This window comes from Bacillus sp. H1a (assembly GCF_000633475.1).
GTDB lineage: Bacteria > Bacillota > Bacilli > Bacillales > Bacillaceae_G > Bacillus_A > Bacillus_A paramycoides.
The window spans coordinates 31528-44535 of sequence record NZ_AYMH01000067.1 but is presented as its reverse complement, the minus strand read 5'-3'; the positions used below and the strand labels follow the sequence as shown (position 1 = coordinate 44535).

The window sequence follows — 13008 nt, the reverse complement described above, 5'->3', positions numbered from 1 at the left end:
TCAAGTCTTTTTTTATCGTTTTGGGAATTCCCTTTGTTGCTCTTCAATAAAACGAATAATATTCTTTCTATCACCTTGAGTTATACCGATAGAAAATTCGTACTCCTCTTCCTTACACCATGAAGGATTAAGTTCCTGTGATAAACGAATAACAATATGAAACTCCCCTTCTTTTTCTCCAATAAATTCAAACGCTACATTTGGTTCTATGAAATCTAGTTCGTTATATGTAGGGTTTGGTAATGATTGAAACCAGTTTATCATGTACTGTAAGTCGGTAGTTTGTAAAAAAGGATCCATCGTTTCAAAAACTTTATTTTCTTCTGACAGTTTCGCTTTTACTATTAACCAATTTCTATCACACTCGTCTTTTGCATCTTTAAATTGGTATTTCACAACCTCTAAATGTAATGATACTTTTTCATTTTTAAAATTCATGCATAGCTCCCTTCTTTCTCTGAATCTTTTGTTTTATAAAGTTTTATTAATTCCGATCCTTAAAATCATTACCCTTTGTACATGAAATAAATTTGATTTGCAATATAATCTGAACTAAAGTGAAGTCCATTCCTTATCCACCACATGATAATACCTACCAAAGAAGCTGTTTTAATATCAACTGCAACATAATCTTCTGGTAAATCCTTTTTCGTATTCTCTCTTCTCGTTTCTATTAATTGCTTTAAAAATAAAAATAATTGCTCCTCAAATTGATTCATTTTAAATAATATAAATAAATAATTTCGGTGGATATATAAATAATCAAGCAATTGTGTTAGCTTTTGTTTTTCTGATAAATCTTTTGCATGTATTAAATCAATAATTTTATTAGAAAGCTCATTTAAAATCTCGTTAGTGATTTGGTCTAGTAAATCTTGAATATCTTGATAATGTAAGTAAAAGGTTGTTCGGTTTAATCCTGCCGTTGTTGCTACTTTCTGAACCGTTAAGCTTGAAATACTAGGATTCTCACATAAAAGAGAAAAAACAGCATTTTTAAACATTTCTCTTGAACGAACTGTACGAGGATCTTCTTTTTTAGATGTAGACATTTTGAAACTCCTTTATAGATTTTCTCTTTACTTACTCGACAGTGCATACCTTCTATGTCGAGTAGTGAACATTTTAAAAAAAACTGTTCATGGTCAAAGAAAATATATTTTGTTACCATTAATTTTATCGACATGATGTCGATAAATCAAGAAAACAATGAAGGAGTTTACCAATGCAAAAGGAAATATCAGAAAGAAATAAAAAAATTATATTAGTTGTCCTCATTACCGGTTGTTTTCTATCAACATTAAATCAGACGCTATTAAATGTGGCGATGAGTAATTTAATGGAAGTATTTGATGTTACGGCTGCAACAGTTCAATGGCTATCGACAGGTTTTATGCTCATAAATGGTGTTCTGGTACCAATTACTGCATTTTTAATGAAACGATTTACAACAAGGCAGCTATTTATTAGCTCGATGCTCTCTTTGTTTATTGGGACTGTTCTCTGTGCATGCGCCATGAATTTTGGCATTCTGTTAATAGGAAGAATAATTCAAGCAGTTGGGGCAGGAATTATTATGCCACTAATGATGACTGTTATTTTATATTTATACCCTAGTGAAAAGCGTGGAAGTATTATGGGGACCATCGGATTTGCCATAATTTTTGCGCCAGCCATCGCTCCAACATTATCTGGCTTTATCATTGAATATGTATCATGGAGATGGCTATTTATTGGATTAGCTCCATTTGTATTCATTGTTATTATTCTCGCACTTAAATACTTGATGAATGTTGCTGATACAACAAAAGCAAAATTAGATATCGTAAGTGTCATTTTATCAACGATTGGCTTTGGTTGTGTTATATTCGGATTTAGTAGTGCAGGAAGCAAAGGATGGGATCACACAGTCGTTATTACAACAATTATCATAGGTATAATCGTTACAGCTTTATTCTGTTTACGTCAAATAAAGTCAAACGATCCATTATTGAATTTATCAGTATTTAAGTATAAAGTTTTCACTCTTACATCCGTCATTAACGTACTCATTACGATGATTATGTATGCTGATTTAATTCTTTTACCGATTTACTTGCAAAACGGACGAGGTTTTACTGCATTTGAATCAGGTTTACTTCTATTACCTGGAGCTGTAATTAATGCCTTCTTATCACCTATCACAGGGAAAATGTTTGATAAATACGGGGCAAAACCACTCTTTATTACAGGTTTAATATGTATCATTATTTCGATGTGGGGTGTAATGGATTTGACCGAATCCACAACTTATATGTATCTAATGGTTCGTACCATTATTCTACGAATTGGATTAAGTTTCATTTCGATGCCTTTAAACACAGCAGGCTTAAACGCTTTACCAAGAGAACTTGGTTCACATGGTTCAGCAGTAAATAATACGATTCGCCAATTAGCAGGTGCTATTGGAACAGCAGTCATCATCACTGTATATACAATTCAATCGACTTCACATATTTCACAGTTATCTAGTGAGAATGGAAGCATATCAGCTATGCAAGTAACAAAGTTATCTTCTATCTTCAGCTCAAGTGATGCCTACGTATTTATGTTAGTCTTATCTTTTTTAGCTTTGATTATTGCATGTTTTATGCCTAAAAAAGCAACAATTCAAAAATACGAAAGTAACTCTTAATACAAAAAATCCTACTCGTATAGATAGTATTCCATACAAGTAGGATTTTTTATTATTTATTTTGTTTCCCCGTCTTCAGTCGTCTTCACCTTCGTTTTATTTTTATCACGATGGTTATAGTTGTACTTAGAACGATCTACTGGAGTGAAGCCTTCTGGTGTGTAGAATCGTAATAAGTCGCCGTTAACAACTTGGTCAGAGTATTTTAGTGATTTTTGAACCATTTGTTCATTTTGTTTTATTTCGTCTGTAAATTCTACAGGATTTCCAGTCGCTGTATCATAGTATTTGCCATTCAGCGCAGTAACTGTTGGGCTTACATAGTTACCGTTACGGAATGCAACAACTTGTTTATGATCCGGCGATAATAAATCTGATCCGAATTGGACATAATTCTTTGTATCTGTACCTAGTAAGTGTAATAACGTTGGAAGAACGTCAATTTCTCCGCCGTATTGATGTTGTACGCCACCTTTCATTCCTGGTACGCGAATGATTAAAGGCACACGTTGTAACTGCGCATTTTCAAATGAGTTCATTTCTTTACCCATTATTTGAGACATTGCTGCGCCATGATTATCTGAAATACCGTAATGGTCACCGTACATAACGATAATTGAATTATCGTATAAACCAGATTGTTTCAAGTAATCCATGAAGCCTTTTACAGACTCATCTAAATAGCGTGCTGTTTGGAAATACGTATCTACAGAAGAGTCACCTGTTTTCGCTGGTTCAATCGTTGCTTCCGCCTTATCAATAGGATAAGGGAAATGGTTCGATAACGTAATGAACTTCGTATAGAACGGTTGTTTTAACGTTTGTAATAACGGAATTGATTCATTAAAGAACGGTTTATCTTTTAAGCCATAGTTTACTACATCTTTTTCATTCATATCATAGTATGACGCATCAAAGAATTTATTAAAACCAAATGATTTATAAATATCATCACGGTTCCAGAACGTTTTGTAGTTACCATGGAACACTGCTGATGTGTATCCTTGTTGACCTAAAATAGCTGGTGCTGATTGATACGTGTTATGAGCTTTGTTTGTAAAAACAGATCCTTGTGGTAATCCAAACATTGAATTCTCTAACATGAACTCCGCATCAGATGTTTTACCTTGTCCTGTTTGATGGAAGAAGTTATCAAAGTATAACGTATTCGCATCTTTTGTAAATGAGTTTAAGAACGGTGTAACTTCTTGGCCATTTAGTTTGTAGTTTAGTAAAAAGTTTTGGAATGACTCTAGATGAATATAAATTACGTTCATTCCTTTTCCTTTACCAAAATACTCAGGATTTGGACTTGCATAACTTGATGCAAGATAGTTTCTTACTTCTGTCATACTATCTCCATCTGCTAATGCACGTTCTGTTGATGCTTTCGCACTTTGAATACCATCATAAATCGTAAAGTTGTACGCGCCTAAATATTTCACGATATAATTGCGGTCAAATGTCCTAGTTAATAATTCAGGACGGTCAGATTCTGCAAGTCCTAAGTTAATACTAAAGAATAAAATACCTACTAAAAATACTAGAGATAATTTATGCTTCGCAACACGGATTGGTTTAGGATTTACAAATTTCGTTGCGACTAAAACAATTAGAATGATCGTATCTAAGAAATATAGTGGATCATATAAGTGTAGCAATGCAAAAATACTACCACCTAAATCTCCAAAGTTATTCGATTGTGTTAATGTCGGGAACGTAATAAAGTCGCTGAAAAAGCGATAATATACTACGTTTGCGTATAAAAGTATAGACATTAGCAAATTAATAACAATTAACCAAATGTAAGCTCGTTTCCCCTTTGCGAATAATGCAAGGCCTAAAAATAGAACTGCTGAGCTTAACGGGTTGAAAAACAGTAAGAACTTTTGGATTGTGTTTGATATACCTAAATTAAATTCTGTCACATATGCTGCATATGTTTTTAACCAAAGTAAAATAACGGCAAATACGAAAAATCCAAAATGATTACTTAATACTCGTTTACTCTTTAATAAAAATTGTTGCATCTCTCCACCTCTTTTGATCATCCAAGGCTTATTTTGTATAAGTCTGTCTCTCTATTCAATTTTTCTTCTTCAAATAGATTTTATTTGTTTAACTATATGAAGAATATTAGTAATTATAATTTGAAGCTATTATTTATTCAACTATTTCTTTTTAAACATTTTGACCTTGGTTTCTATTTAACAAAATAATTTTGTAACATTTCCTGTTTTCTTACATTAAGTTCTCCCCTAAATTCATCCGCTAATTAGAACATTACCCACTATAAACCTTTATTCATTAATCCGCAAACATATCTATCTCCAATTTTGGAACATTAATGCAATATACTAAAATTCACTATAAAAAAACAGTTTATTATCATTTCAAGGTTTATCCCTACTTCAAAAATTTCTTGCTATCATTAATATTATCGTTGAATAATTATTCGCTTTATTTGAAAATAAAATTTAAATTTCCCTTTCAGTAAATGACAAAAAAGAGCTGGCACACAGTCGAAAACTCGACTTGTGAGACAGCTCCTTTTCATCGTTTATTATTGACCTTTGTACATTGCATCTACTTGTTTTTGAAGTTCATCATTTTCTAAGAACTCATCGTAAGTTGCCTCTTTATCGATTACACCGTTTGGTGTTACTTCGATAATGCGGTTTGCAATTGTTTGTACGAACTGATGGTCATGAGATGTGAATAACATTGTACCTTTGAATGCGATTAAACCGTTGTTTAATGCAGTGATAGACTCAAGGTCTAAATGGTTCGTTGGATCGTCAAGTGTGATTACGTTCGCACCACTTAACATCATTTTAGATAGCATACAACGAACTTTTTCGCCTCCAGATAATACAGAAACGTTCTTCTTAACTTCTTCACCTGAGAATAACATACGGCCTAAGAAACCACGTAAGAAGCTTTCTGACTCATCTTGTGGAGAGAATTGGCGTAACCAATCAACTAAGTTGAAGTCACTGTTCTCAAAGTATTTAGAGTTATCTCTTGGGAAATACGATTGAGATGTTGTAACACCCCATTTGAATGAACCGCTATCTGGCTCCATTTCACCCATAAGGATTTTAAATAATGTTGTCATCGCAATATCGTTACGACCGATAAATGCAACTTTATCACCTTTATTTAAAGTGAAGTACACATTATCTAACACTTTTTCACCATCAATTGTTTTAGAAAGACCTTCAACAGTTAATAAGTCATTTCCTATTTCACGCTCAGGTGTGAAACCAACGAATGGATAACGACGTGATGATGGTCTAATATCATCTAATGTAATTTTATCTAATAATTTTTTACGAGAAGTTGCTTGTTTCGCTTTAGATGCGTTTGAGCTAAAGCGTGCAATGAAGTTTTGTAACTCTTTTACTTTCTCTTCTTTTTTCTTATTAGCATCTTGTGTTAATTTTAAAGCTAATTGGCTTGACTCGTACCAGAAGTCATAGTTACCAACATAAAGTTGAATTTTACCGAAATCAAGATCAGCCATGTGCGTACAAACTTTATTTAAGAAGTGACGGTCATGGGATACAACGATTACTGTATTTTCAAAGTTCATTAAGAAGTTCTCTAACCATTGAATCGCTTTTAAGTCCAAATGGTTGGTAGGCTCATCTAGTAATAGAATGTCAGGTTTACCGAATAAAGCTTGAGCAAGTAATACTTTTACTTTCTCTGCCCCAGTTAATTCTGACAATTTCTTATCATGAAGATCTTCACCAATACCAAGTCCTTTTAGTAAGATTGCAGCTTCTGACTCAGCTTCCCAACCGTTAAGCTCAGCGAACTCACCTTCAAGTTCAGCAGCACGCATACCATCTTCATCACTAAAGTCTTCTTTCATGTAAATAGCATTTTTCTCTTGCATTACTTTATAAAGTTGTGTGTGACCCATAATTACTGTTTCTAATACTGGGAACTCTTCATATTCGAAGTGGTTCTGTTTTAATACTGCTAGACGCTCACCTGGCGTAATATGTATGTCACCTGTTGATTGTTCGATTTCTCCAGATAAAATCTTTAGAAATGTTGATTTACCAGCACCGTTTGCTCCAATTAAACCGTAGCAATTACCTGGCGTAAATTTTATGTTAACATCTTCAAACAATTTGCGATCCGCGAAACGCAAACTAACGTTACTTACTGTAATCATTTGTGTCCTCCTACTAATACCGCTTATTTCAGCGTTTTCTCACCGATTGTCTTAAAAAATCGCATATTACGACTCAATTATTGTAGACTATAGCTATTATATAGTAGAAGCTGGATGAATAGCAACGGTTGATTACTTTTATGGTGTGAAATCAAGCCCATAATTGCATAAAAAAACTGTAGAGAAAAACCTCTCTACAGTTTTTTATTACTTCGTATCAATTATTTTCTTTTTTATAACTTTGTATTTTACTCGTTAACCCTATTAAAGCAGGTAACAATATCGGCATCACTATTAAAGCTAATAGTATAAGGGCAATGCCAACAACTAATGCCACTTGTATAAGCGTTAATACACCTGAAGGAATTAATGCTGCAAATGTCCCTCCTAAAATAAGTGCCGCTGATAATACAACTCCTCCTATGTGACGAGATGCATTTACAATCTTCGTTACTGAATCCCCTTCTAGCTCGTTATAACGCATCATTAAGAAAATACTATAATCCACTCCTAAAGCAACAATCATAATGAAGCTAAAGAATGGAACATTCCAGCTTAATGACTCTACATTTAATAAATGTGCACTAATTTGTTCACTAATACCAAGCGATGCAAAGTACGCTAAAATTAATGATCCAATGATAAAGATTGAGTTTAAAAATGAACGTGTAATCACGATTAAAACCAGCGTAATACCAATTAACATAATCGTAGCTGTACGTAAGAAATCTTGCCCGGTTACTTCTTTTAAATCAACGTTTCTAGCTGTTGTCCCGCCGATTGCTTTTTTCGCACTTTTTAGTTCTGTTCCATTTAAAGTACCATCTATTGTTTTATTTATTTCTTGAATAATTGGCATTGCCTCTTTTGAATACGGATTTACATCTAAAATGATAGTCATTTTAGCAATTTTTCTATCATGTGACGTAAACGTATTTAATACTTTCTGGAAATCTTCACCCTCTAAAACTTCTTTCGGAATATAAAATTTCTCAGAGCTTTTCGACTCATTTAGCTCGCCTAAATATTTTTGAGCGTCCCCTAGACCGTTACTTACTTTTCCTAAACCCTCTGTACTTTTAGATAAACCTGATTGCAATTGTCCCATCTTTTCTTGCAAATCTTTAAGTCCAGTTAATAGTTGCCCTTGCCCATCGTTTATTTTCGTTAATCCAGATTGTAACTCAGCTGATTTGTTCGCAACTTGTTTTGAACCTGTAGCTCCTTCGTTCAAGCCATTTTTCAGTTCAGCAGCTCCTTTTTGTAGTTGCGTTACTCCATTGTTCATTTCCTTTAAACCATTATCTACTTTCAATAATGATTGATTTGCTTCTTTAAATGAACTCATCGCTGCTTTGTGCTGCGTCGCTAATTGATTTAATTCATTTGAAAGAACACTCAATTGCTTCTGAGCTTCTTTTGCAATTCCTAATGTTTGCTGTATATTAGGATCCTTTGCTATTTCTGGTTTTGTTTGAATGAAATTGTTCATTAACGTTTCAATTTGTTCATATCCTTTTTTCGCACCATCAATCGCTTGAGAAATACTTCCGAAATATTGATCGTAAGAACTTAAACCTTTTTCTAACTGAGCATAACCAGCATGAAGCTGCGAAGTTGCATTTGAAAGGACATTGATATTTCCGTTTAATGATGCTAGCCCATCCTCTATTTGCTTCGCCCCATGTGCCCCATTGTTTATTCCATTCGATAATTGATTTAAAGCTGTTCCTAATGCTGATACACCATTTTTCGCTTCATTTGTTCCATCAATTAACTTTTGAACATTTGCGAGACTATTTGAGTCATTACTACCCATTTTGTCTTTAGCATCTGTTAATCCGTCATTAATTTCTTTTATGCCACCATTTGCATCTCCTAAGCCTGTATTCAGTTCTCCGGCTTGTTTATTTATATATAATTCTTTAATCTTATCTCCAGTTGGACGCGTCGGTGAATATACTTCTGAAACCCCTTTAACTTTCGAAATTTTTTCAGTTAGTTCATCTAAAGTTTGTAGAGAAGTCGCTTCATCTAGCTTTTTGTCAGATTGAATAACTAACGTACCCGGTGAAGAGAAACCAGGCGGGAAATGCTCTTCTATTACATTAATCCCCATTTTTGATTCATACTTATTATCCACTTCAAATAAATCATTGTAATTAAGCGTGTTAGAATATTTTAATACGAAAGGAATCGATATCACAAATACAATGATTAAAGCAACAAATGGTCTTGCTACTGAGTTTTTCGCGAAGAATCCCCATAAACGACTATCCTCATGACCCTTAAATGTTTTAACTGGATAAAACATTCCTTTCCCTAATAACACCATGAAAAAAGGATTTAAAGTGGTTAATACCAATAGTAATATTGCGATGCCTATTGCTACCGCTGAAGTAGATTGATATAATTTAAAACTTGCTAAAACAAGTGATGCAAACCCAATTAGCACTGCTACTCCACTATATAAAACGGTTTTACCTGCCGATTTAAATGTCTCTTTCGTAGCTAAATATGCATTTTCTTGTTTACTTAATTCTTCTTTAAATCTCGTATATAATAAAATGTTATAATCTGTTCCAACTCCAAACAGGACGACTACTAAAAAGACTTGCGTAAAGTTTGAAAACGGAAAATTAAATTGATCTACAAGATGGGCAATTACCCCCATTGAAACTAAATAAGATACCCCAACTGTAAGAAGAGAAATAATTGGAACTATTGGCGAACGAAAAACAATAATTAAAACAACAAGAATGAAAATGATTGAGATAACTTCTGTTTTTTTCACTCCCTCTTGTGTGGATTTAAGAAAGTCATCCGCTATTAAATCACTTCCTGTTAAATACGTTTTTACACCTTCTGGTTTAATTTCATTTTGAAGCCCGCTTGTAACTTTTGATATTTCACCATGTTTTTTATCTACCGATATTTGCGTTAAAATAGTCGTATTATCTTTAGAAACTAATTGTTTCTCCAAGTCTTTATTATCTAAGTGTGTGACAATATCCTTAATTCCTAATTGCTCTTTTTCATTTTGTAAAGCAGTGATAGTTTTCGTTATTTCCTCTTTTTGCTCATTTGTTAAAGCCTTCTTACTTCCACTATTAAAGACAGCTATAATTTCATACTTTTCAACTCCGTCTTTATCCATTTTTTTTATCATCTTGTCAGCTATACTGCTTTGTTCTGTTTTTGGAATAGTAATTTGCCCTTTTTCTTTCACTAATTTATCCATATTAGGCATTGTTACTATCATTGTGATAGTAATAACTGTCCATAATAGAAAAGATAAACTTCTCCAATTTCTCAGCTGATTCATATCGATCCTCTCCCACTAATAAAATTTTACATTTTACACGGAATGAATATTCATTCCTATTTTTAAAATATGCCTTTTCGGAATGAACGTTCATTCCTATTATTCTATCAATCATTTTTTCGAATTCTATTAAAACTCATTCTATCGGAATGAATATTCATTCCCTTAGTTGTACAGATATATCAGCTCCTGTTCGCATTTTCATATCTATTTAGGAATGAATATTCATTCCTATTCTTTTAAAGCTATAGAATCAAATGATTCTAATAGCATTCCAAGAGCTTTCTTCAAGTTCTTTTACCAATTCTTTTGTGTATTCTAAATCCCCTGCTTCCATTACTTTAATCAGTTTTTCAACCGGTTCATATACAAGAATAATTAAAGCAACTGGCGGTAACGGACGAAGAAAACCTTTTTCGATTCCTTCTTCAATCATATTCATGAAGAAACCCATAAAGTCATCAAATGTTTCCTTGCTATGCTCGTCAAGAAAATAACTATCACAATGAGAACTTGTAAAAAGAAATGCATTCACGTTATGTCTCGCAAATTCAAATAAACGGCTATATATGTGGCTAAACTGTTCGCGAATATTTGCATCAACAGGAAAATCAGTTTTTATTAACTCAGATAATTGTAAAACGCATTTTGAAAATAAAGAATTAACGAGCGACTCTTTATTTTCAAAATAACGATAAATAGTACCTGCACCTACATTTGCTTTTTCGGCAATCATCGGAATTGTTGTACCATCGTACCCTCGCTCTGCAAAAAGTTGCATAGCAGCATTAAAAATATCGTCTTGTTTGTTTTTAGCCATTTTTCCCACCTCAATTTTCAGGAATGAAAATTCATTCCGTTTTTTATTATAAATTACATGGATTAAAAGTCAAGTGTGTGACTAAGCCCATGTCGCATTTATCAAATAATACACTCAACTAGGTTATCAATACATTTTTTGAATTATCCCTTCAAAAAAATTCTTTGTATCATCATGACTTAAAACTCTCAATACATCTTGTATTTTAAAGAATTGAACCTGGCTTATTTCATTATCTTTTGGATCTAAATCTGTTCTATCACCTATATATTCTACATAAAACATAGTAGTTTCTTGCTTTTCATATCCAATTTTCACTTTGAGTTCTTCAGGAAACTCAAAGCAAATCTTATCTTCAAATTGGCTAATAACTTTAAATTTTTTAGAGCCTGTTTCTTCTTCCAACTCTCTCAACATAGCACTTTCTAAGTCATTATCTGTATGTTTTACACCGCCTTTAGGAAAATCCCATTCCCCTTTTGACAAAGTATATTCTCCTTTTATATCACTAATTTTCACCTTATGTATTAATAACAATTCATTATGTTGGAATACGATTGCACCTACTGCTTGCCTAATCATTCTACTTTCCCTCCTAAAACTTCACTAAACATTTTTGAGGTTTTGAACTCTTTCTAGCATTTATACTCCATGCTAATTTGTAAAATAGAATATAAATTCCGTTATATATATTTTTGCATGTTTGTATTACTCTCTTACCTCTCTTAAAACAATGGTTTCACACTATTAATAGAAAAGTACCATAATAAAAATATTTTCATTATAGTACTTTTTCTTGATCATATATAGCATATAGTATGAATTAAAAGAAATCATAAATAAATGCTTCACGCACCGGTACTACATTCTCAAATGCTCGTATTTCCTCTTCATTTCCGCTAATTAATTCTAATTCATATAGTTCTAACGGACGTTTGTAGCCAAACATTATTGTCGATAACGCATTGATATCTAGTCTAATTCCTTTATTTAATGTCTCTTCTTTTATAATTGTTATTTCATGATTTGCAAGCCTCACTGTTACGTTATTCCACGGAGCAAATGAATCAGTAATATGTAAAATCACTTCTTGCTGTACATTGTTCCAGTTCAACTCATATTGATTTAAGAACGGCTGCACATCTACAATTCTACCCATAAAATATGGTTTCACTTCTGCCTTCACTCGTGGCTCTTGCAATGTATATAACAACGGTTCTTTTTCACTTAGTATCATTTCTAGTTCTTTAATCATAGAATCATGTTGGCAGATGAAGTTCCAAAGGCCATTTCTCGCTTCATTATGCAGTGGAACAAATTCTTCTACTGTCATTTTATAATTTTCTATTTTATATAACATGTAACCAGCTGCAGTTTTATTTTCATCATAGTAAATCGCTAATGTTAAGTCATGGTAAACCGCTTGTAACCACCATTTTTCACTGCGAACTAGCATACCTGAAAAGCGTTCAGCAAATGTTTCATAGATCTTCTCTACTTCTTCTGAGTGATTTTCTTTATTGAAACGTTTCACAGTACCTTTCACTTGTTTTTTCATTACTAAATCGCTCTTCTCCATATGACATGCAAGGCGATTCGCACAAAGTTCCCAGCCATATTTACGGTAAAATGACACTGCAAATGGATGTAACATCGATACTGTATAACCATCTTTTTTCATCGTTTGAAGTGAGTGTTGAAGCAATTCTTTCACATACCCGCTTCTTCTATACTCAGGATATGTTGCTACCCCTGCAACGCCACCCATTTTAAATTTTTCTTGTCCTATGTAAATATGAAACGGAATAAGGTGGAGTTTTGCTGCTAATTCTTCCCCCTCCATAATGCCGTATATTTGATGACTTTCCTTCATTCGTGTAATTTTCTGCTCTACCCATTCTTCATTTGCTTTATATTGAAAAGCATATTCTGATAAACGTATTGCTTCTCTAAACTTATCTTCTTTTAATTGTATAACGTTCATATATTTCTCCTCCATT

General features: G+C 33.0%; 9 protein-coding genes. 1 reads left to right on the top strand and 8 read right to left on the bottom strand.

All coding sequences use genetic code 11. The annotated features are described in order from the left end of the window. Positions 1-12: 12 nt before the first annotated feature. Both U860_RS0126185 and U860_RS0126180 read right to left on the bottom strand, forming a co-directional pair. Positions 13-438, bottom strand: coding sequence for a hypothetical protein (locus tag U860_RS0126185; RefSeq protein WP_025150847.1), 426 nt, complete (start codon positions 436-438; stop codon positions 13-15). A 68-nt stretch (positions 439-506) separates the two neighbouring features. Continuing rightward, the gene (locus U860_RS0126180) at positions 507-1052 is read right to left on the bottom strand and encodes a TetR/AcrR family transcriptional regulator (RefSeq protein ID WP_025150846.1); all 546 of its coding nucleotides are present in this window, start codon (positions 1050-1052) and stop codon (positions 507-509) included. Positions 1053-1225: 173 nt separating this feature from the next. Between U860_RS0126180 and U860_RS0126175 the strand changes: the two genes are divergently transcribed. Continuing rightward, positions 1226-2674, top strand: a complete 1449-nt coding sequence (locus tag U860_RS0126175; protein WP_025150845.1) for a DHA2 family efflux MFS transporter permease subunit — start codon at positions 1226-1228, stop codon at positions 2672-2674. Positions 2675-2730: 56 nt separating this feature from the next. Here the strand turns inward: U860_RS0126175 and U860_RS0126170 are convergent, their stop codons facing one another. From U860_RS0126170 to U860_RS0126145, 6 genes are all read right to left on the bottom strand, one after another. Next, positions 2731-4704, bottom strand: a complete 1974-nt coding sequence (locus tag U860_RS0126170; RefSeq protein ID WP_033795486.1) for an LTA synthase family protein — start codon at positions 4702-4704, stop codon at positions 2731-2733. 533 nt (positions 4705-5237) lie between these two features. Next, a complete protein-coding gene (locus tag U860_RS0126165) occupies positions 5238-6863 on the bottom strand; it encodes an ATP-binding cassette domain-containing protein (RefSeq protein WP_025150843.1) in 1626 nt (541 codons plus the stop codon). A gap of 217 nt (positions 6864-7080) precedes the next feature. Further along, positions 7081-10188, bottom strand: a complete 3108-nt coding sequence (locus U860_RS0126160) for an MMPL family transporter (protein ID WP_025150842.1) — start codon at positions 10186-10188, stop codon at positions 7081-7083. Positions 10189-10441: 253 nt separating this feature from the next. Continuing rightward, on the bottom strand, positions 10442-11008 hold the full coding sequence (locus tag U860_RS0126155; RefSeq protein WP_025150841.1) for a TetR/AcrR family transcriptional regulator: 567 nt from the start codon (positions 11006-11008) through the stop codon (positions 10442-10444). 126 nt (positions 11009-11134) lie between these two features. Continuing rightward, positions 11135-11590 (bottom strand): NUDIX hydrolase, encoded by a 456-nt coding sequence (locus U860_RS0126150; RefSeq protein ID WP_025150840.1) that lies wholly within the window; start codon positions 11588-11590, stop codon positions 11135-11137. 241 nt (positions 11591-11831) lie between these two features. Then, positions 11832-12992, bottom strand: a complete 1161-nt coding sequence (locus U860_RS0126145) for a GNAT family N-acetyltransferase (protein ID WP_025150839.1) — start codon at positions 12990-12992, stop codon at positions 11832-11834. Between the last annotated feature and the right edge of the window lie 16 nt (positions 12993-13008).

Coding starts and splice junctions, on each gene's coding strand:
- U860_RS0126155 (WP_025150841.1), bottom strand. CDS start 11,008: ATGGCTAAAAACAAACAAGACGATATTTTTAATGCTGCTATGCAACTT.
- U860_RS0126175 (WP_025150845.1), top strand. CDS start 1,226: ATGCAAAAGGAAATATCAGAAAGAAATAAAAAAATTATATTAGTTGTC.
- U860_RS0126145 (WP_025150839.1), bottom strand. CDS start 12,992: ATGAACGTTATACAATTAAAAGAAGATAAGTTTAGAGAAGCAATACGT.
- U860_RS0126150 (WP_025150840.1), bottom strand. CDS start 11,590: ATGATTAGGCAAGCAGTAGGTGCAATCGTATTCCAACATAATGAATTG.
- U860_RS0126170 (WP_033795486.1), bottom strand. CDS start 4,704: ATGCAACAATTTTTATTAAAGAGTAAACGAGTATTAAGTAATCATTTT.
- U860_RS0126165 (WP_025150843.1), bottom strand. CDS start 6,863: ATGATTACAGTAAGTAACGTTAGTTTGCGTTTCGCGGATCGCAAATTG.
- U860_RS0126185 (WP_025150847.1), bottom strand. CDS start 438: ATGAATTTTAAAAATGAAAAAGTATCATTACATTTAGAGGTTGTGAAA.
- U860_RS0126180 (WP_025150846.1), bottom strand. CDS start 1,052: ATGTCTACATCTAAAAAAGAAGATCCTCGTACAGTTCGTTCAAGAGAA.
- U860_RS0126160 (WP_025150842.1), bottom strand. CDS start 10,188: ATGAATCAGCTGAGAAATTGGAGAAGTTTATCTTTTCTATTATGGACA.